Source organism: Paenibacillus amylolyticus (assembly GCF_051136285.1).
GTDB classification, from domain to species: domain Bacteria; phylum Bacillota; class Bacilli; order Paenibacillales; family Paenibacillaceae; genus Paenibacillus; species Paenibacillus amylolyticus_F.
Window position 1 is genome coordinate 3,960,160 of record NZ_CP194938.1, and the last position, 20,436, is coordinate 3,980,595.

The 20,436-nt window shown below is 46.3% G+C and carries 17 protein-coding genes; 10 read left to right on the forward strand and 7 right to left on the reverse strand.

What is annotated here, in order from left to right:
• Positions 1-49: 49 nt before the first annotated feature.
• Positions 50-1,867, reverse strand: coding sequence for an AbfB domain-containing protein (locus tag ACR8BL_RS17420; protein ID WP_434753155.1), 1,818 nt, complete (start codon positions 1,865-1,867; stop codon positions 50-52).
• A 314-nt stretch (positions 1,868-2,181) separates the two neighbouring features.
• Between ACR8BL_RS17420 and ACR8BL_RS17425 the strand changes: the two genes are divergently transcribed.
• Both ACR8BL_RS17425 and ACR8BL_RS17430 read left to right on the forward strand, forming a co-directional pair.
• Entirely contained in the window at positions 2,182-2,571 is a 390-nt protein-coding gene (locus ACR8BL_RS17425; protein WP_434748776.1) for an FRG domain-containing protein, read from the forward strand.
• 195 nt (positions 2,572-2,766) lie between these two features.
• Positions 2,767-2,967: a hypothetical protein gene (locus tag ACR8BL_RS17430; protein WP_434748777.1), complete on the forward strand. Its 201-nt coding sequence runs from the start codon at positions 2,767-2,769 to the stop codon at positions 2,965-2,967.
• Positions 2,968-3,083: 116 nt separating this feature from the next.
• Here the strand turns inward: ACR8BL_RS17430 and ACR8BL_RS17435 are convergent, their stop codons facing one another.
• The 4 genes from ACR8BL_RS17435 to ACR8BL_RS17450 form a co-directional block, all read right to left on the reverse strand.
• Positions 3,084-3,620, reverse strand: a complete 537-nt coding sequence (locus tag ACR8BL_RS17435) for an ABC transporter substrate-binding protein (protein WP_434748778.1) — start codon at positions 3,618-3,620, stop codon at positions 3,084-3,086.
• The gene (locus tag ACR8BL_RS17440) at positions 3,617-5,062 is read right to left on the reverse strand and encodes a helix-turn-helix domain-containing protein (protein WP_434748779.1); all 1,446 of its coding nucleotides are present in this window, start codon (positions 5,060-5,062) and stop codon (positions 3,617-3,619) included. Before ACR8BL_RS17440 ends, ACR8BL_RS17435 begins: the two co-directional genes overlap by 4 nt.
• A 138-nt stretch (positions 5,063-5,200) precedes the next feature.
• Entirely contained in the window at positions 5,201-6,646 is a 1,446-nt protein-coding gene (locus tag ACR8BL_RS17445; RefSeq protein ID WP_434753156.1) for a DEAD/DEAH box helicase, read from the reverse strand.
• Positions 6,647-6,962: 316 nt separating this feature from the next.
• On the reverse strand, positions 6,963-9,299 hold the full coding sequence (locus tag ACR8BL_RS17450) for a 5'-nucleotidase C-terminal domain-containing protein (RefSeq protein ID WP_434748780.1): 2,337 nt from the start codon (positions 9,297-9,299) through the stop codon (positions 6,963-6,965).
• Positions 9,300-9,552: 253 nt separating this feature from the next.
• On the opposite strand from ACR8BL_RS17450, the gene ACR8BL_RS17455 reads away from it, so the two are divergent.
• Positions 9,553-10,515: an endo-1,4-beta-xylanase gene (locus tag ACR8BL_RS17455; RefSeq protein ID WP_434748781.1), complete on the forward strand. Its 963-nt coding sequence runs from the start codon at positions 9,553-9,555 to the stop codon at positions 10,513-10,515.
• 198 nt (positions 10,516-10,713) lie between these two features.
• Here ACR8BL_RS17455 and ACR8BL_RS17460 read toward each other — a convergent pair whose 3' ends face one another.
• Complete coding sequence (locus ACR8BL_RS17460) at positions 10,714-12,054, reverse strand: glycoside hydrolase family 30 protein (protein ID WP_434748782.1); 1,341 nt, start codon at positions 12,052-12,054, stop codon at positions 10,714-10,716.
• Between the two features lie 325 nt (positions 12,055-12,379).
• Positions 12,380-13,906 (reverse strand): leucine-rich repeat domain-containing protein, encoded by a 1,527-nt coding sequence (locus ACR8BL_RS17465; protein ID WP_434748783.1) that lies wholly within the window; start codon positions 13,904-13,906, stop codon positions 12,380-12,382.
• Between the two features lie 238 nt (positions 13,907-14,144).
• Between ACR8BL_RS17465 and ACR8BL_RS17470 the strand changes: the two genes are divergently transcribed.
• The 7 genes from ACR8BL_RS17470 to ACR8BL_RS17500 all read left to right on the forward strand — a co-directional run bounded on the left by ACR8BL_RS17470 (position 14,145) and on the right by ACR8BL_RS17500 (position 20,433).
• Complete coding sequence (locus ACR8BL_RS17470) at positions 14,145-15,035, forward strand: diacylglycerol/lipid kinase family protein (protein ID WP_434748784.1); 891 nt, start codon at positions 14,145-14,147, stop codon at positions 15,033-15,035.
• A 192-nt stretch (positions 15,036-15,227) separates the two neighbouring features.
• Positions 15,228-16,145 carry an aldo/keto reductase gene (locus ACR8BL_RS17475; protein WP_434748785.1) on the forward strand — a complete coding sequence of 306 codons (918 nt, stop codon included), beginning with the start codon at positions 15,228-15,230 and terminating at the stop codon, positions 16,143-16,145.
• Positions 16,146-16,452: 307 nt separating this feature from the next.
• Positions 16,453-17,835 carry a helix-turn-helix domain-containing protein gene (locus ACR8BL_RS17480; protein ID WP_434748786.1) on the forward strand — a complete coding sequence of 461 codons (1,383 nt, stop codon included), beginning with the start codon at positions 16,453-16,455 and terminating at the stop codon, positions 17,833-17,835.
• 300 nt (positions 17,836-18,135) lie between these two features.
• Positions 18,136-18,306 carry an aspartyl-phosphate phosphatase Spo0E family protein gene (locus ACR8BL_RS17485; protein WP_434748787.1) on the forward strand — a complete coding sequence of 57 codons (171 nt, stop codon included), beginning with the start codon at positions 18,136-18,138 and terminating at the stop codon, positions 18,304-18,306.
• 173 nt (positions 18,307-18,479) lie between these two features.
• Positions 18,480-18,860, forward strand: a complete 381-nt coding sequence (locus ACR8BL_RS17490) for a GntR family transcriptional regulator (protein ID WP_434753157.1) — start codon at positions 18,480-18,482, stop codon at positions 18,858-18,860.
• On the forward strand, positions 18,857-19,738 hold the full coding sequence (locus ACR8BL_RS17495; protein ID WP_434748788.1) for an ATP-binding cassette domain-containing protein: 882 nt from the start codon (positions 18,857-18,859) through the stop codon (positions 19,736-19,738). Before ACR8BL_RS17490 ends, ACR8BL_RS17495 begins: the two co-directional genes overlap by 4 nt.
• Positions 19,735-20,433 (forward strand): hypothetical protein, encoded by a 699-nt coding sequence (locus ACR8BL_RS17500; protein ID WP_434748789.1) that lies wholly within the window; start codon positions 19,735-19,737, stop codon positions 20,431-20,433. Before ACR8BL_RS17495 ends, ACR8BL_RS17500 begins: the two co-directional genes overlap by 4 nt.
• The last annotated feature ends 3 nt before the right edge of the window (positions 20,434-20,436 follow it).

Here is a 20,436-nt window from a genome sequence, read left to right on the forward strand (position 1 = left end):
TTTCTAAGATGCAAATCCGCTTAGAAAAACCGCTCCTTAATTATACAGACTAGAAATTCAATCGACCAAACGTGGCATCGCCCTTCACTGTAGCATTGCTGGTAGCATTCACGGCATCCAGCTGCATCACATAATCGTAATGTCGGATGTAAAATCCGGGTTGGTTATAGGATTGCAAAGATACTTTGGTGCTGTCTGCCCAGCCGGGGCTAATCAGGAACGTGGCATCACCCTTATATGTGGTGGTGTTTGTGAAGGGCTCAAGTACAATTTTGTTACTTGCATTACGTTTCAGGAAATAACCAGGGTGGTTGATTGCCTCTAGCGAAACACCTGTAGAGCTGGCAAGACCTGGTACAACGCGGAACTGGGCATCCAGAGCCGGGGAGACATTTGCATCAATGCGAGCGATATAGTTGGCGTGACGGATCATTCGATCCGGAACATTGTGTGAAGTAAACTGGCTGTAGCCTGTAGCTTCAGGCGTGGATGGTCCTAACATTTTGACTTCATGCAGCGTTGGGGTGTACCAGTTGCTCGGATTGTTCCACAAGACGGCATTGACCATATTGATTCGCACGTAGCGGGCGGTAAAGTGCACCGAATCCGTGGTGAAACCATATGTCAGATTGTTGGTGCGGTCTAGCGTGGAGTAATTGACGCCATCGTTGCTAATCTCGATTTTGTATTTGTAATACCCTTCAGAACCTTTATACATAAACCACGAAATATCGATCTCCGTAATGGTCTTCGGTGCTCCAAAGTCTACCTGCCACCACGCAGGCCAGCTATTGGAGGAAGCCACCCATGAGGTCTGGTAGTTACCGTCATTAACGAGAGAAGCGGATGAGCCAGAGGCCGTGGAGCTGGCGGAAGCCGTTTTACCTTGGGCGTGATTCACGAGTGCAGGCAGCGTGATTTGTCCTGTTGCTGCGTCAATATTCCATGTCGTATACCATTCCAGCGAGGCCGTTCCATTGCCATCATTCAACGTGAGGGGCAACCAGATGTGTTTGTGCTCGCCAAGGTTCATCGGATTCCAACGATCTGCCATATAGATATAGGAAGTGTTGCTGCTGCCCTGGATCGTGGCAATATCATGAATCTGGGAGCCGAAGGCGGACGGGTTCCCATAAGGTGTAAGTGCAGACCATGGCCCGGTCATCGATGTGGCTGTCGCGTATGCACCCTGATTCGGATACCAGCCAGCCGCCTGGGAGGTAAAGAGGTAGTAGCGATTCCCTTTTTTCACAACAGCAGGGGCTTCACGGTATGCATTCTCAAACAACCATCCTTCAAAAGATTGCACCCCTGTGTAACTTGCATTCATTTTAAAAACAGCCATCGTATCATTCGCACCGCCGTTTTTGCGGGAGGCAGTTACGAGATAACCTGTACCGTCCGTGTCCACAAAAACAGTCATGTCACGGGATTCGTAGTCAAGCGGGCGGAAGCTGCCCTCATACGTAAATTTACCGTTGGGTGTACTGCTTGTGGCTACAGCAACGCGGCCGAGATTGTAATCCGTACCGTTCTCATAGTGAGCCCAGAGTACATATTGCTTGGTGGAGGCGTTGTAGATCACTTTTGGACGTTCAATCTTGCTGGAGGCGAGTTCTGTCGCGGAGCCTTTGGTCAGAATAGCGTTGCTGAACGTCCAATTTTTCAAATCCGTTGAGGTGTGGACGTTTACACTGTCAAATTTGCCGCCCACCGCATGTTCTCCGTACAGATAATACGTTGAACCGACTTGCAGGATGTTACCGCTGTTGGCGTGAATGGGATTGCCGGCCGTATCAAGCCAATCGGTACCATTGGTAATTGCTACACTTGCCGCGTTGCTTCGTTCAGGATGTAGACTAAACATCGTTAATGCGAGTGTGAAAACCAGAAGCCAGACCGTCTTACGTTTTCCCATTACGTACACCTCCATCAAGATTGTAAATAAATAAAGCGCTTTCAAATATATTGTAGTTGATTTACAATATTTAGCAAGTGAACAATTCAATTATTGCTGAACAAAGTACTATCTTAAGACAGTAAGCAGAGATAGCGTCGATCCCAGTCCAAAACAAGGGATTGGATTTGAAGCCAATGGGGAGATTTTGGCGTATAACGGACAGAGAGTATTCCGAAAAAGTGATTAAGAGTTACACATAAACGCTGGAGGTACTGGATGAGATGAATGCAACGAAAAATCCTTTGTACTACGAGATAAGCTCTGTTGAAGACTACATATCGATTATCAAAGAGTTACCGAATGGTCAGGATGGGTGTTATTATCGTGGAGAAAACAGGCGGTATGACACGCAATCATCATCCTTACTGCGATCAGGAATGGCACGAATGCTTCGAGCTAACCCGGAATATTATATGGATGCAGTAAACGACTATGTCCGAGATACGGCTGATCAAGCCGGAGAGTGGGAGCGTGAGCATGTGCTGGCCTGGTGTCATCACGAGGGTTTACCTACGAATTTGCTGGAACTGACCGTGTCTCCGCTGCGCGCATTGTACTTTGCCTGTTTGAGTCGTACCGATCATGGCGGGGAGCCAAGTCAGGAGGGATAGGTGTATGGTTTTGCGAGAGAAAATACAGCTGATGTGACTGAACTAATATTGGCAAATGTAAATATGAACTCACCTCGTTATAACTTGATTGAGGATATGTGCGATGACCCATGGTGAATATGTCTACTATCGGGTAACGATAACGAGGTATCTTCTAGAACTGATCTGGCGCAATTCCCTTTCCTGACTTATCAGGTGTCGTACAAGTATAGCGGTTCAGACGAGCCGAACGGACTATACTTCTACCAGTTGTTTCAGACGGTCTCCCCATCATCCGGTCCGGAGTTTTCTTATGAAATTATGCAGCAGCAGTACACACCTTCACTGATCGTTAAAGTGAGCAATCAGACAGAGATTCGAGAGCAACTTCATCACCGATTGGGGCTGTACAGGTGAAAATAGAACCTCGGCAGTATTGAGAGCAAAATCCCCTCCTGTTCCGTGTGTTGGAAGGAGGGGATTTTGCCTGAGCTGTCAGCTTGTTTGTTGTCAAAGCAGTGACTCTGACTCTATTAAGATGGGTTCAAAAAGCTATCTACAATGAATTGGAGCTGTGCCTCCAAAGAGATAGGGTCATTATAATACGAGCCATCCACATTGATGAAATAGACATGTTTCTTTTGAACCGCCGGCAGTCCCTTCCACACCTTGCTCTCATAGACGACCTCGGGGTTGCCGTCATCCCAGCCCCAATTACTTGTGAAGATGTAATCACCCGCATAATCATGCAGCTGCTCCAGTGATAGATTCGCACCTGCGCCTTCCCCATCAATCAGATCCTTCTGGATTAAAGCCGGGGCTTTGAGACCGAGATCTCGATATAAAATCTCTCCCCCACGTGCACCCTTGTTTCCCCATGCGTAGATGCCTTTGGCATAGGGCTGAAGGATAGAAACCGTTTGATCCCCCACGACAGCTTGAATCTTGGGTTTAACCTCTGCAATTTTGGCATTCCATTGATCAACCCAAGCCTGAGCCTCTTGCACTTTACCCGTTATTTTGCCGAATTCCAGCAGTAGATCTTGCGGAGTTGCCCCGCCATACTTCAACCTGGAGCAATCTGAGATAATGCTTCATACTGCGTATCCTCCAGATAGTCATACGTGATGATCAGATCAGGTTCCAGATTCAGTATGGCTTCAGCGTTGCTTCCTTCTCCCAAATTAACGATGCCTTCCAGCATGCCTTTATGATAAGGACTTCGCATAGCATCATAGGTTGCTGCCACAGGTTTTACGCCAAGTGCTAACAAGTTACCAATTGCGCTGCCAGTCAGATCAACGATCCGCTCCGGATGAGCCGGAATGGTGATCGTTCCCTTGCTGTCGGTGTATGTCTGGGTAGCTGAGATTGTTGCCTCAGATGTGGAGGCCTGTTTCTGTTGCCCCGTTCCCGATTCGGAAACAGTCCCTTTTCCGGATGCTGCAGTAGGGGGTGCTGTTGATCCACCGGCACATGCCGAGAGAATTAAGGTGAAACACAAGAGCAATGCCGCTGTGGCAATGGATGATGATCTGCTTGTCTTAACCATGGATAAACCTCCGCTTAAATATAAATGAGAATCGTAATCATTGAAACTATAGCATTGAGGTTCAGTCACAACAAGGGCAGATCGGGTACGCAGCTTGGGCATATCCGGTATCAGGTTCCCCGTCTGGGAGACAGCTGCCCGGTACTGAGCAGGGGTAATGCCGTATACTTTTTTGAAACTGCGGCTTAAGGTATGGGCATCCGGATAACCAACAATTTCGGCGATTTCTTGAAGGGAAGCTCCTCTGCGTGCCAGTATCTTGGCAGCCTCCTGTACACGAACTTTGGCTAACAGCCGTATGGGGCTGTCATTCAGACGAGACTTGAACAGTTTGGTCAGGTAGCTGACACTGCAATCGAACAGCTCTGCCAGAGATTTAAGCGTGATGGGTTCCATATAATGTTCCTGCATGTAATGCAACACCTGTGAGAGCAAATCCGGGGCCACGGGTTCAATTCCCTGCTGTTTCATCTGTAAAAGAAGTGCATGAACAAACTGGTAGAATAGTGTCCGAGCCTGAAATTGATGGAGCATATCGGGAGTCGTCCAATTTTCATACATATCATCCAGCTTCAACAGCAAAGAGGCTGGATGACCCGGGACGAAAGCATATTGATATCTAAAGGAAGAATCGACTCCATGGTGCTTAAGCAGTGGATGAGAAGTGGGTAACATCATCACGGCTTTGTAAAGAATCAAATAATATTCCAATCGATCCTCTGCGACAATATCTATGAACGCGCCGCGCCCTCCATGGAGGATATGAAATCGACTCATGTTATATTGCGATTGATCCAGGCGCACTTGAGCATGTCCGTCCAGCACGTATATGAATGAATGTGCGGGGAGTTGGTATCGCTGTACTCTTTCTCCGGGTTCCAGCACGGCAAGGCGAATATCCATGACTTTGACCGAAGAATAATTCCATACTCGGATATGATCATCTAGTGTTATTGTCATTCGTACGAACCTCCTGCCGTGCGTGGGCATTTCTTTTTATTATATTGATAATGATTCTCAACGTAAAGGGATAAAAAAAGGATAACGGATCTTGGCAATTCTCCGTTATCCCTCATTATATATGATCCTATGATCGGTCTATTTATGACCTTTACGTACCTTGAGCTGCATACGTTTGATCGTAGTATGCTGCATAACTTCCAGTACAAGCGGCCCTTTGCCGTTCAGGATTTCCACATCCGTTACGTTATCCAGAATGGTAATAATCCCGATATCGTCTGCGCTAACCCCTTCAATCTTTGCAATCGTACCTACAAAATCAACCGCACGAAGTTTCTTCTTCTTACCTCCGTTGAAGTTCAGCTTCATGATCTGCTGGTTCAACTGCTCACGCTTGTCCTTTTTGCGTTCAGGCACGATCTTGAGGCGCTTCTCGAATTCTTCTCTGCGGCGATCGACCGCTTCCTCGGAAGGAGCTTTCATAACCGGGATCTCAAATCCAATATAGGATTCAATCTCCGCAAGACGTCTGCCGTCCTTCGGGGTTACCAAAGTAAAGGCTCTGCCTGTTTTACCTGCACGACCCGTACGACCTGTACGGTGAACATAGCTTTCTTTTTCAAGGGGGATATCATAATTGATGACATGGGTGATGTTTGTGATGTCAATCCCACGCGCCGCAACGTCGGTAGCAATCAGATAACGGAATTGTCCACGTCTGAACGCATTCATGACTTCAATTCGCTCATCCTGCTCCATGCCGCCATGGATACGATCAGCCGGATAGTCCAGATCAGCCATGACCCGGAACAGCTTATCAACATTTTCTTGTGTACGACAGAATACAATGCAGCTATCCGGGTTTTCCGTAATCAACAAGTCCTGTAGCAGTGCGGTTTTGTTCACTTCCGAAGTGTGAACCACAGCATGTTCGATGGTGGCTGTAGTCAGTCCGCTGGCCTTGATCTCAATCTCTACAGGTGTGTTCATATATTTCCGTGACAGCTTCGCTACATCTTCCGGGAACGTTGCGGAGAACAGCATGGTTGTCCGTGCCTGTGGCAATGCCTGGATAATCGCTTGAACTGTCTCGATAAAGCCCATGTTCAACATCTCATCCGCTTCATCAATGACCAGATATGCGATGCGATCCAGCGGCAGCGTACCCCGTTCAATATGATCCAAAACCCGGCCTGGCGTGCCTACGGCCACATGGGTTCGTTGTTTCAGCTCGGCTTTTTGAATATGAAAAGGTGACTGTCCATACAGTGCGGTTGCTTTAATACGTTTAAAGCGTCCAATGTTGGTAATATCCTCGTTGACCTGCAAGGCCAGCTCTCGTGTAGGAGTCAGAATCAGAGCCTGCGGTTTATTTTCGTTCCAGTCTACCAGTTCGCAGAGCGGAATACCGTATGCGGCTGTTTTGCCGCTACCGGTCTGTGATTTTACCACAAGATCCTGATTCTCCAGTGCGACGGGAATGACCCGGGTCTGAACTTCGGTAGGGTTCTCGTAACCCAGGCTGTCCAGTGCTTTTATAATTTCTTCACCAAGACCGTAGTCTTTAAATTGCTGAGTGCTCATCATTTACCTCTTTTGCGTTTTAGTTTGGAATGCAGTGTACTTACGTTGTGTTGGTTCAATCGACATGTCCATGATCTTACTTACTTGATCTCACTTACAAGCATTGCACCGTACATGTAACATATACCTGCTTATTATACTCTATGTGCAAGAGAAGCGTGTGGCAAATAAAGAGACTCTCCTATATGTGCAACGTTCCACGTGAAACGTTTTGTAGCATTCCGCAGTGATCCTACATCTATAGACAGCTCAGAATAGGAAAAGGACGATACCTTCCCATCATCACATGGGGGCATCGCCCTTGATACATCTCGTTTTATTTTAGAATACTCACATATTTGCCGTAAACGTATGCCATCTGTCCATTCAACTTCACTTTGACCCAGCCGTAGGCAGGGCCTGTGTTAACTACTTCAAGCATCGTACCTTGTGGCACAGAAGTAATCACTTTAGATTTGGAGGATGCACCCGCACGTACATTCAGATGAGCGGCCGTGACCTTGGCTTGTTTGCCTGGAACTGCGACAGTTGGCTTGCCATTGTCTGAAGACACAGGTGGTTTACCTGGTTTCTGAGTGCCTGGTTTTGGCGCTCCAGGTGTAGGAACCGGAGTTGGTTTCGGCTTCGCTGGAGTTACCGGTTTCTCCGATGCAGGTACTGGAGATGGGGAGGTACCATCAGTGCCTTGGCCGGGTGTAGCTTTGCGAGCCTTGTTCAACTGCTGATAGAACGCGCCTTTTGTTTTTACGCCTTTGAACTGTGCTGCATTTATCCCTGCTTTGGAAGAGAGGGCTTCAATCTCATCCGCTGTTACCGTGTCCAAAATGTTAATGGAGGCAATGTTCGTATATTTGCTGTCTTCCGTAGTCGGAACGGTCATAATGCCAGCATTAATGAGTTCTACGACATCTGCACGTTCCGGTGCAGTCAGGTCTACACCAGTGATTTTCCAATTATGCTGAATCTTCGGTTCGTAGACACCCTTCATTACGTCTTTCAGATAGGCGATCGACAGGTTACGGATAGTCCCCTGAATCTCACCGAAAGCCGAAGCATCCTTGGAGGACCAGAGCTGTTTGAACTTGCGTCCTTCAAGTGCCCCGCCTTTGGCAATGAGTGCTTCCATCCGATAAGCATTCATACCAAGCTTGAGCATATCATTGGCCTGAACGGATTTTCCATTACTGTACTTCAAATTCGTAATTCGGCTGCCATATGGCTTCGTCAGATCAATCTCATAGGTTACACCACCAAAGAAATCATCGGTGCTATATTTGGAAGCACGTCGCTTCGCATCAAAGCTGATGGTTACATCTCCGGGACGAGTAGAGTTGAAGTATCCCGCAGACCATTCCATGTAATCCTTCAGATCGCGGCCGGTCACTTCGTATACAGTTACTTCACCAAACGTGTACTGATAGTTGAATGCAATATCCTTTTTCTTGATTGGGCCAACGTCCAGTTTGGCTTTGTCATTATCAATCTGATGTGCAACAACATCTGCATCACTGTAATGGAGCATCACTTCGGTGAAGAAATCGGAAAGTGGCGTTTCCTGAATCTGTACGGCAGGGATGCCTTTGATCTCATCCGCCGGAACCAGATTCATTCCTTTCAACTCAGCGACCACGATATTAGCATCGGCACGAGCGAACTCGTGGAACGGATGCAGTGTTTTTTCCAGAGAAGGATCGGAAACTTCATAAGTGCCGTCTGCTTTTTTGACAGCGAGTGCTTTGGCTTCTTTGCTCTTCAACACAACCTTGCCGTCCTCTTTGGCAAACGTCAGGTCAATGCGCGACATGTGTGTACCATATTTGTTGGGCTCGGAGATCAGCACACCGTTCACCGTCTGTGATTCAATCAGCTGATGCATGTGTCCGGCGAAAATAGCAGCCAGCTCCGGGTTGGCATTCGCGATATCCGTTACCCCGGTTCCCGGTTTTCCGTTCTCATTATCCAGTCCCATATGCATGAGGCCAACCATCACATCGACTTTGCCTTTCAGCTCGGCAATGGCTTTGCGAGTCTCCTCGACAGGGTCTTTCACAATTACACCATCCAGGTGATCAGTTCCTTTTTCGAATTCGGTGATCATTGGGGTGTTCATACCAATTACGCCTACTTTGATGCCGTCGCGCTCAATAATGGTATATGCAGGCATGTAACGGTCGCCGTTTTCTTTGAAAATGTTACCGACAAGCGCCTGGCCCTTGAACTGCGAAGAGATTTTCGCCAGCACGTCCAGGCCAAAGTTAAACTCATGGTTGCCCATAACCCAGGCATCATAGTTCATCTCATTCATCGCCACCATCATCGGAGACTTGGGCTGGTCATTGAACAGCTCGGCTGAATTATCCTGAATCATATCTCCTGCATCCAGCAGGATGGTGTTGGGATTCTCAGCACGAACCTTTTTCACCATCGTATAGAGCTGTGTCATGCTGCCGGCAGGGTTGGGGCCATCCAATGCATAGTCCCATGGCATAAATCGGCCATGAATATCGGATGTGCCAAGCAAAGTGATTTTAGTTTCCTGATCTGCTGCAGCTGCGTGAGCACTTTCCGAAGCAAGCGGCGTGAGCAGCAGGGAAGAGCCTAACAGAATGGATAATGACCAACTGGCAAAACGTTTGAAACCATGTGTATGCATGTGTAATCTCCCTTGTGTTGTAGTGTGTGTAATGATATCTATCAATCCATACTAGAGAAACATCAACGTAATGTAAACGCTGATGTAACATATATGTTTGATACAGTTGAGTAAAGTAGGGGAAAAAATAAAGCAATAAGAAGTATTCTTTTCAAAGTAAATAGTATGATTTATATGTGTATAAAACCAAAATTATCCATTATGATGTCATTGTAAGCGCTTTATAAAATAAACCAAACCAAGGAGGAATATTATGTTGAAGTCCAAATGGTTTAAGACGGTAGGTACACTTGCTCTGGCGGGTGTGCTGGCTGCGTCAGTCGCGGTGGGCAGTGTCAGTGCCGGATTGGCTAAAGGCAGTAAATTCCTGGGGAATATTATAGCTAGCCAGGTGCCAAACAATTTCAGTCCCTACTGGAATCAGGTAACGCCTGAGAACTCCACCAAATGGGGAGCAGTAGAAGGCACGCGTAATGTGATGAACTGGGGCCAGGCAGATATGGCTTACAACTATGCGAAAAACAATAAAATGCCTTTCAAATTCCACACCCTTGTTTGGGGAAGTCAGGCACCTAACTGGATTAATGGCCTTTCTGCAACAGATCAGAGAAACGAAGTGCTTCAATGGATCAGAGCGGCAGGGCAGCGCTATTCCCAGTCGGAGTATGTCGATGTAGTTAATGAGCCTTTGCATGCGAAGCCAGCCTTCCGCAATGCAATTGGCGGAGAGGGACAGACGGGTTGGGATTGGGTCATCTGGTCATTCCAACAAGCGAGACAAGCCTTCCCGAATTCCAAGTTGCTGATCAATGAATACGGCATTATCGGTGATCCTGCCAAAGCAGATCAATACATCCAAATTATCAACCTTCTGAAAAACAGAGGCCTTGTTGATGGGATCGGTATTCAAGCGCATCACTTTAATATGGACAACGTATCTGTGAACACGATGAACACCGTTCTGAACAAGCTGCAAGCAACAGGTCTTCCGGTGTACGTATCCGAGCTGGATATGACAGGTGATGACAATACTCAATTGCAACGTTACCAACAAAAATTCCCAGTACTGTGGAAGCACCCGGCTGTTAAAGGTGTTACGCTGTGGGGTTACAACGAAAACCAAACTTGGGTTAGTGGTTCTCACCTGGTAAGAAGCAACGGTACAGAACGTCCTGCAATGCAATGGCTGAAAAGCTACCTGGCTAACAACCCTTAAGTCTAGGAACAGGCTTTAGAGTTGGCTTTTGTATAAATCTCAGTATAAGCAAAAGCAGACCGGACTCATTCTACTTTTAAAATCAGTTAACCTGCATTATCCCCTCAAAAAAAGCCTGCCTCGCTAACCATGCGGACAGGCTTTTTTAAGTTTATACCAGCATTCTGGTTTCGTTTCTTGCTGTTCTGAATCACTATTTTAATGTGTTGTAATCACCATACTGTTGAATGAATCGGCTTCAAGCTTCACATGAACGGTCTCTCTTTCGCCCAGAGCCAGGTGCAGGTCGCGGCGTTCCGGGAATGGATTGTTAATCACGATGACCAGACTGTTATCCGGGTTACGGAAAGCAACCGCCTTGCCGCCCCATGCTCCGGAAAGACCCAGCCGGCGAGCGCCGTTAACGACATGGTGAGCAAAATGTTTCATCACATAATACTCCGGATTGCGAGTAACGTCCTTGTGTGCAGGATCCACTGTAATCATCGAGTTCTGCTCCCAGCCCCATGTACTGCGACCTTTGGGCTCCAGCACCATATTCCAATAGATATAAGCGTTAACACCGTTGCTGAAATAGTGCTGATAGAGGTTATATACATGCTTGGCGTAATTCCAGGAGTTGTTACCATCTCCGCATTCATTCTCGGTCTGCATGTAACGAAGCTCCGGGTAACTTGCCACGGTACGCTGGATGGCGTGTTTGCCTGCCCATTGATATCCGACTCCTTTGATATAGGAGTAAGCTTTGGGATCACTGAGCACCAGCCCGGCGTATTCATCGAATCCGGTCGTTTTCTTTTTCATCAGTTCTTCCCATGGATCAGGCGCATTAATGGTGCCGAGCCAGATTTCCGTATCCAGACCATGCTTGTCAAAAGCAGGCCCCAGATAATCAGCAATGAACTCACGCAGCTGCTCGCCTGTCCACATACAGGACGGGAACTTCTGATCCGCGATCACTTCGTTCTGCACATGCACCTGATGAATTGTAATGCCAGCTTCACGGTAAGCCTCAACAAATTTCACAAAATATAGAGCGTAAGCCTCCAGAATTTCTTTTTCCCAGCGCAGTGTTCCGTAGTTATAGGCTTTGGGGAACTTCATCCAGGTTGGCGGACTCCATGGTGATGCAAATAATTGCAGCTCCGGGTTATAACTTAAAGCTTCCTTGATATAAGGGATCAGATATTTGAAGTCTCGTTCGATGGAAAAATGGTTCATGGCCACATCTCCGTCGACCTCGTTGTGGCTGTACCACTGCTCCGCATAATCACTCGCGCCAATCGGCAGGCGACAGATTGTAAACCGATGCTCTCCTTCCGGGTGGAACAGGGAGTGCATGACTTCGTGCCGCTGCTCGTCACTTAAATGAGCCAAAGCCAGATATCCCAGCTCGTTAAAACAGCCACCGAATCCTTCGACAAGCTGATGTTGCTCACCGGTGAATTTTAAGTTAGCGCTTTCATTCGAGAGTACAGCAGGTATCTCCATCCATGGATCTGTGGGGGTAGTCGAAAATCCGTTAAACGTAAATGTCATATGATGATCCTCCTTGGTTGCTTCTCAGTGACTCGCTTGATTACGTTCAGTATACCAACTTTCGCTACAAAAGCAGATGTGCTAAACCGTGCATTATTTACCCAAATCCAAGGTGGAGAGCTTAGAAATGAACCATCATGGAAAGGGAAGGAGAAGGCCAGTATACGTGTAATACAGATGTAGGCTGTACGGATTGGGCCATCAGAGGGGTAGAATAATATGTCCTGTTCCTCATGAAAAAGAGAACAAAAATCCCCGCTGGGCATTCAGGCGGGGATGCAGTCACATTTTGCAATGAATGAGATGTATTAATGAACTACCTTGCTTAAGGTGATGGTGTAACAACATTTTCGAGCTGCGGTTTATTTTCAAAGATCAGAATCGTTTTGCTATTGGCTATATATCCAACGGTGGTATGAAGCTGCTCTGAAATAAATCGAACCGGAACATAGGCGTTCCCATCTTTCATTAACAGCGGAGCATCATTCACGGTGAGTTCATCGTTGATCGCGACTTGTTTATTGCCTACGCTCCAGCGAATCGTTAGATCCTCCTGTGTAATTACAGCTTCACGTGTATCGCTATTCCAGTTCACACGAGCATTTAACTGCTCGGATACAAAGCGCAGAGGCACATATGTCCGGCCCTTATCAATAAAAGGAGCTGCATCCAGTACGTACGCACGGTCACCTACATATGCCGTGGCAGATCCTTCGATTAGGCGTTGAAAACGTCCCTGGGGCGTGCGTTTCTGCTCTCTGACATTCATTTGGTTGAGGAGGTGCATCGTATGACTGCCACTGGCCACATCCAGATAATTATTCTGTACAGTTAGTCCGGTAGCCTCTGTCTCTGTTAGCACATTCTGTGCGCCAGAGGACATAGAGGTGGAAGCGGAGATAGGATCTACACTTGGAAGCCCTGAATTGTCAGGTGTAAGAGATAATTCAGAGATTGGTGCCAGATCCCATATCCGGTTGTTGGATAACTTCAATATGTTCAGTTTGGTTAGCTTGCGCAGAGGCTCCAGATCGTAGATCTGATTCGAATCCGCGTTTAACTCGGTTAAGTTTGTTAATACCGCAATGTCACTCAGTCGCTGAATCTGGTTACCCGAGATATCCAGTGATCGAAGTTGTGTCATGTGGCTCAAGGGTGTAAGACTGGATATATGATTACCTGCTACATTTAGCTCTCGCAGTGTATTCGGCAGATCAGAGAGTGCATCAAGTACCGAAATATGATTGTTTGCCACATTTAACTGTGTTAGCTCTGTCTGTTTTGTAAGTGGGGTGAGATCTGTAATGTAATTGTTTGAGATTTCAAGCCATTTCAGCGAACGCAGTTCGGATAGAGCGTCCAGACTTGAGATCTGATTGCCGCTGGCATGCAGTGTATGTAATCTGGGGAATTCCCGCACAACGTCAATGGAGGTTATCGAATTGTTGCTGATATATAGTCGTCCCAGTTGCTGCAATGCAGCAAGAGGCTGAATGGATGTAATGTAATTATTGCGTACGTCAATCTCGCGAAGCTGAGTCAGGTGTTCCAGTGGTGTAAGATCTTTAATTTCGTTGCCATATAGACGCAGATGGGTCAGATTCACGGCATGTTCCAGCCCGGACAGATTCTGAATACCGACATTACTCAGATCCACCACACGAAGCTGCCTCAGATCGTTGGACGTTAGGGGTTCACCTACAGATATATTCAAAATCAGCTTAAGTCCGTCTTCCAGTGCAGGATCTTTGATGAGGGGATTTTCTGTTTCAGAGGCCGGATAGGCCATCGCTTGCCCTGCTGCACCTATACTTAGAATACATATCATCAATAACAGTGTAATTCTTTTCATTACATGCCTTCCCTCCAAATCATAACTTCTCTAGTTATTAACCCGTCTTGGGGAAATAGGAACAGTGATTATATAACTTGCATTGATCTATACCTTTATTCTATATGATGAAGGCCTTGCCCTGCACTTTTTCAGAATATCTTTGTACAAATTAAACAGATTTGTATGGGATCGTATTCAACTCCTTTATGAAAAGGGTAAAGATGTACAGATGCCATATGTGGAGAGGGAGATATTGATGAAGAAAGCGATGATCATTAGCAACCCGTCGTCAGGCAAGGAAAAAGCGGAGCAGTACGTGTCTCAGGTTCAGGCTATTCTGCAAGCCAAGCAGTACGCGGTGGTCGTTAACGAAACGGCTGGGGAAGGTGATGCTGCTCATTACGGTCTGAATGCCTGTAAGGATGGGTGTGACTTGGTGATCTCCATCGGTGGAGATGGTACATTGCATGAAACCATCAACGGTATGCTGGATCAGGAGCATCGTCCTCTTCTAGGTATTGTTCCACTAGGAACGGTAAATGATTTTGCGCGGGCGTTACATATCTCTCTTGACCCGGATGAAGCGATCGAGCAACTTCGCTCGGAACAGACTCGGTGGGTAGACCTCGGCATGGTGAATGGGCGGCTTTTTGCCAATGTGGTGGCTGCTGGATCGCTGGCGGAGGCACTGTTCTCTGTTTCGGCAGAGGAAAAGTCGAAGCTGGGCTCGTTCGCTTATTTGAAGGAAGGACTGAAGGATCTGGTGAACACACCTGCGAACACCCTGAAGATCGAATATGACGGGCAGTCATGGGAGGGAGAGTCACCGCTCTTTCTGGCAGCACTCACCAACTCGGTTGGGGGATTCGAAAAATTGTCACCGGATGCAGAGGTGGATGACGGATTGATCCACTGCTTTGTGATCCGGAACATCGGCGTGTTCAACAGCTTGACCCTGGGTACTTCATTGTTCTTCGGAAACCTGAAGGAGCATAAGGACGTGGACTATTTTACAGCCAAAGAAGTACGTGTCCGCTCAGAGGAAACCATTCGTACGAATGTAGATGGAGAGGAAGGGCCTGCCTTGCCCATAGATATTCGTGTTCAGCCTGGTTATATGAAGGTCATCGTGCCGGAAAAAAGTTAAGATTTCTTCCACTGGTCCGTCAGTCCCGGTGAAAAACGAATCATTTCTCCATATAAATGTGGGGAAAGTCTATTGAAACCGATTGCAGATATATGTCACAATCATAGACGGAAGACAGGCATGGACATGCATATCACGTAACAGGTCTCATGCAAACCAAAACTATTTTATTGAATATGGAGGGGAAACATCTTGAGAACCATTAAACTGGGCAGCAGTGCACTCGATGTGCCTGTAGTTGCTGTAGGTTGCATGCGAATCAATTCATTGGACAGTAAGGATGCGGAGCATTTTGTACGTTCTGCCATGGAAGTAGGAGCGAATTTCTTCGATCACGCCGATATTTACGGCACAGGGACATGTGAGGAGATTTTTGCCGATGCTGTGCAGATGAATCCCCAAGTTCGTGAAAATTTGATTCTGCAATCCAAATGCGGTATTCGCAAAGGCATGTTTGATTTCTCCAAAGAGCATATCCTGAATTCGGTAGATGGTATTCTGCAACGTCTGAGAACCGAGTATCTGGACGTGCTGTTACTGCACCGCCCGGATGCGCTCGTTGAGCCAGAGGAAGTAGCAGAAGCGTTCGATCAGTTGGAACGTGAGGGTAAAGTGCGTCACTTTGGCGTATCGAACCAGAACCCGAATCAGATTGCCTTGTTGAAAAAATACGTCAAACAGCCGCTGGTAGCCAACCAGCTGCAGATGAGTATTACCAATACCACCATGATCGACAGCGGCATCAATGTGAATATGGAGAATGATGCTGCGGTGAACAGAGATGGCAGCATTCTGGATTACTGCCGTTTGCATGACATTACTATTCAGCCGTGGTCTCCGTTCCAATATGGATTCTTCGAGGGTGTCTTCCTGGGTAGTGAGAAGTTCCCGGAGTTAAATGCCAAGATCGATGAGATCGCTGCGAAGTATAACGTGAGTAATACAACGATTGCGATTGCGTGGCTGCTTCGTCACCCTGCACATATGCAACCTGTGACGGGCACGATGAATATTGAACGTCTGCAAGATTGTGTGAAAGCCAGTGAAATTCATCTCACTCGTCCAGAGTGGTATGAGATTTACCGTGCTGCAGGTAATGTGCTGCCTTAAGTTAGACAAATTGAGTTATAAGACAACAGGAAGTGTAGTGAACATGTGCACGGATAAATACTTGACTGACACGGGCCCGTCCGGCTCGTGTTTTTTGTACACTTAGGGCTTGGAAGAACAGCGCATTTCGATATAAAATATAGGTACATATTTATTCCTTCTAAAAGGATTAAAATGTAATTAATACAAATTAGTTGAAATTATTTTATTGAAAAGCACGTACATATTACATATAATTACTTTTAATTACTTTTGCGTACCACACAGTCTCGTTTTTGGTGTTTTTATTTTGGAGGGTGGTGTTCCCTTGGAGCCGACAACCACGATACGCGATCATTTAGAACGTTATCTGAAGCGTGAACAGATGTCGATCAGTCTTTTTTCAGAGCTGTCCGGAATTAATTCTGGCACTCTCAGCAACATATTGAACAAGAATCGACCGATCTCCATGCAGCAGTTGGATCGTATTACAGTAGCCATGAAGCTTGAGGCGGGCCATTTCTACGAGTTGTATATTGATGAGTGCTTTGTGCATGCTACCCCGGATTGGCGGAGATTAGGGCCTTTCCTGCATCGATGTGCTGAACTCGACAAGCTGGACTGTATCGAAGAGGTCATTCGTCTGATGATGGACAACCTGTCGTATATCCCGTTGTTATTTGATGTGGCCGAGGAATTCTACCATGCTGGCAAAAGGAAACCGGCAACTCTTTTATATGAAACGATCGCCGAAAGTGAGAAAATGCAGCATTCTGAACGGCTTGCGCTCTGTCAGTATCGCCTGTTCAAGCTTGGACTGACGAGTGATCAGCAGCGGAATGTCATTATTGCAGCTCAATTTGAATATTATGTGGATCGGCTGGATGAACGTTATCAACTGGATGCACTAAATGAACTGATTAATGCGTTCGGAGCTTTGCATAGATGGAACAAAGTACAGGAACTATCCGACAAATTAAAAATTAAAGCTACAGTCCATTATGAACTTAACGGCAGGAGGAAACAGGAGGAGACCAAAAGGCCGATTGTTTTTTATATTCTCTATTCCTACCTTGCCTCAGGAAGCGCGCATTATCATCAAAAGAATTACCATACGGCATTGGAGTATGTTGCTTTATACGCAAATAACAGCTGGGTGAAAGACCCCGATGAAGAAGAACGCGTTGTCATGAATCAGTTCCAGGAATGGGCGGAGGCTAACCGGTATATCTACAAGTTGATGGCTGGACAGTTTGAAGTTTTGCCTGATTATCTGGAGTATATTTCAAGTAAAGAGAACGAAATTTTCCCAGCACTTTGTGATATTGTGAAGGCAGCTCTACACTATAACCAGAATATCGATCATGTCTTGCGGGACTACCAATCCTATTTTATATATCAGGAGCAAAGTAACCGAATTGGTAAAGTCAGCACCCAGGTTACAGATGATCGATATTTACGACTTTTATTGGATTTGGGTGCATATTATTTAAGGAAAGAAGAGTATCACTCAGGTATAAGATTTGTGTTAGATAGTTTAAAATTTGCTATTGAAATTAGCAGCGGACGAGGTATGCTTAGAGGAGTCGGACTGTTTGAGCAATACAGGGAATTCGCATCTGAGACGGCGAAACAGGAATACAAAATGATCATTAGTGAGGTGCAGAAACTTAATGAAGAGAAAGTTGGCTTTGCTGATAGCTACATGTAGTATCATTGTATCCATCACAGTCCCTGCTGCGCAACCTGTCCCAGACACAAAGAATCCCGACCCAGAAATTATGAGACCCAGTGACCACGGATTCGGAACTTAAATGACTATACGAAATAAGGTTCGGGGGCATAAGCCTGAGCCACGGAACGCTTCTGATTTTCTTCAGAAGCGTTCTTTTTGGTATGCCATAAACGCTGTAATAATGCTGTGATAATACATAAGAAAGTACACTGTCATATCCTCATAAAACTATCGATTGGCATAATAAGCTAAAATATGACAAAAGGAGGGGGGACTATGGATCATATGGAATTAAAGTCACAGATCGAAGACGCGAGACAACAGCTGCATCACATACACACACAATATGGTAATATGCTTCATCCTGAAGTGATCCGACAATCCGTAGTACTCGACGCTCTCCTGAACCAATATAACCGGATGCGTATGGAGAAGTTGATGAATTAACAAGGGTCTATTTACATTTGTGTTTTTGTGTACTATAGTTAGTTACATGAGTAACTAACCAACTAACTTGAATTATGAAGAACAAGGTGATGAAGTAAGCGATCCAGCCGTTAAGCCATTCCTCTATGGAGGAAGGCACACGAATCATTATTATGTATGAAAGTTGGAAACAGATGAAATCGACTTTAGATGAATCCCAGCCTATTTTTCATCAGATTGCCATGATGATCATGGATGATATTGTTGAAGGCCGATTAAGGGTGGAGGAGCAGGTTCCCTCAACCAATGAATTATCCCGCTTCTACAACATTAATCCGGCTACGGCGCGAAAGGGGCTGCAGGAGTTGGTGGACAAAGGCATCATATACAAGCAGCGAGGTGTGGGTATGTTTGTTGCCAAGGGAGCCAGGGAAGTATTACTCGTTGAACGGAAGCAGCACTTTTATGAAGAATATATCAAACCTTTACTTGAAGAAGCCAGACGTATTCGAATGGACGAGGACGCGATTATTGATCTGATCCGCGGCAAGAAGGATAAGGAGAGTGGAGTATGATCCAGATGGAGCAGGTACGTTACAGCTATCAGAAGAATAAAGACCCTATTCTGAACGAGGTCACATTGCATGAGAGTGAGCCTGTGATTGGAGCGATCTGGGGAAGAAACGGAGCCGGAAAAACTACGCTAATGAGCCTTCTCGCAGGGCACAACCGTCCCCAGAGTGGAACAATTCAGGTTATGGGCCAGAACCCATACAATAATCTGTCTGCTCAAGGGCATCTATGTTATATCCAGGAGAATCATCCCATTGGTAAAAACTGGACGGTTAATGATCTGGTTACCATTGGATCACATTTTCATTCACAGTGGGATCACCAGCTTGCCAAACAGCTTACTGATATCTTCGAGCTACCATCTAAACAGAAGATCAGTAAATTTTCGAAGGGCATGAAGACAGCCGCTCAGATTATTCTGGGACTGTGCAGTAATGCAAGTGTAACCATTATGGATGAGCCTACAAACGGCCTGGATGCCGAGAAACGAAAAATTTTCTATGAAGCGTTGTTGGAAACGTATGAGGGTAACCCTCGTCTGATTCTAATATCGACACACCACATTGAAGAGGTACAGCCTTTGTGTGAAACCCTGATCGTTGTACATCATGGAAAGGTGTTATATCATCATCCTATGGAGGAGATGCGCGAACGTGGAATTCTTCTAACAGGGTTGGTTCAAGATGTGGAAGCGGCGTCGCAGGGTGCCAATATCATCGATTCTGCCCGAATGGGCACAACCGGTAAAGTGATGATTGATGACGTGTATTCAAAGGAATGGATGGTCAAGGCTCAACATCATGGACTCTCCATTGAAAAAGCAGCACTCCAGGATTATCTGGTGAATGTGACCCGGAAGCAGGAAGGGGCGAGAGTATGAATGCAGTAAAAGGAACCAACCGGCTGATATTGGACGACATGCGTTTATATCTGATCATCTTTACTTCTATTGCTCTTGGGCTGACGGCGATCTACGTGGCTATTGGCCTCCTGTTTCATGTCAGTTATTCTTCGCAGTTATTCGGGCCAATGTATGGAGGAATCTGTACTTTTGCCATTGCAGGTCTGATCACGCTCTACCCGGTAGCCATTAGTATGGGCAGTACACGGATTCAATTCATGAAATCATTTTATATGATGGGGGCCTGCATGGTTGTTGGCACGATGGTCATTCTGCATTTGATCTATTTGGTTGTGCATTTGCTGAATGTAGGGGGATGGCTTCAGGTCACGCTGTTCCAACCGGGAATGCTCTACTCTTCTGATTATCTTGTATTTCCTTATCTGTGGATTGACTTGATGCTTGGACTTCTGGTACTTGGTCTTTCCGTTTTTCTGACCGTTTGCTGGATTCGGCTGGGGATGCGCAATTTCCTGATTCTATTGTTCGGCTTGGGTCTGGTGATGTCACTGGTGGTTGCATTTGCAGACTTGGAACAACTGCTGCTGTGGATCGCGAGGTTAAATAGAATGGTGCTGTTTACCGTGCTGGGTTTGATCGGCGGAGCGTTGCTCGTGTCCACTTATCCGATGATGAAACATGCGCCGCTTGTACGAAAAGCCAGCAAAGACTAACGA

Bases quoted from the DNA above. Each gene is read 5' to 3' on its own strand.
- ACR8BL_RS17440 (WP_434748779.1), bottom strand. From the start codon at position 5,062: ATGACAATAACACTAGATGATCATATCCGAGTATGGAATTATTCTTCG.
- ACR8BL_RS17445 (WP_434753156.1), bottom strand. From the start codon at position 6,646: ATGAGCACTCAGCAATTTAAAGACTACGGTCTTGGTGAAGAAATTATA.
- ACR8BL_RS17455 (WP_434748781.1), top strand. From the start codon at position 9,553: ATGTTGAAGTCCAAATGGTTTAAGACGGTAGGTACACTTGCTCTGGCG.
- ACR8BL_RS17470 (WP_434748784.1), top strand. From the start codon at position 14,145: ATGAAGAAAGCGATGATCATTAGCAACCCGTCGTCAGGCAAGGAAAAA.
- ACR8BL_RS17500 (WP_434748789.1), top strand. From the start codon at position 19,735: ATGAATGCAGTAAAAGGAACCAACCGGCTGATATTGGACGACATGCGT.
- ACR8BL_RS17490 (WP_434753157.1), top strand. From the start codon at position 18,480: ATGAAATCGACTTTAGATGAATCCCAGCCTATTTTTCATCAGATTGCC.
- ACR8BL_RS17425 (WP_434748776.1), top strand. From the start codon at position 2,182: ATGAATGCAACGAAAAATCCTTTGTACTACGAGATAAGCTCTGTTGAA.
- ACR8BL_RS17460 (WP_434748782.1), bottom strand. From the start codon at position 12,054: ATGACATTTACGTTTAACGGATTTTCGACTACCCCCACAGATCCATGG.
- ACR8BL_RS17465 (WP_434748783.1), bottom strand. From the start codon at position 13,906: ATGAAAAGAATTACACTGTTATTGATGATATGTATTCTAAGTATAGGT.
- ACR8BL_RS17420 (WP_434753155.1), bottom strand. From the start codon at position 1,867: ATGTTTAGTCTACATCCTGAACGAAGCAACGCGGCAAGTGTAGCAATT.
- ACR8BL_RS17450 (WP_434748780.1), bottom strand. From the start codon at position 9,299: ATGCATACACATGGTTTCAAACGTTTTGCCAGTTGGTCATTATCCATT.
- ACR8BL_RS17485 (WP_434748787.1), top strand. From the start codon at position 18,136: ATGGATCATATGGAATTAAAGTCACAGATCGAAGACGCGAGACAACAG.
- ACR8BL_RS17495 (WP_434748788.1), top strand. From the start codon at position 18,857: ATGATCCAGATGGAGCAGGTACGTTACAGCTATCAGAAGAATAAAGAC.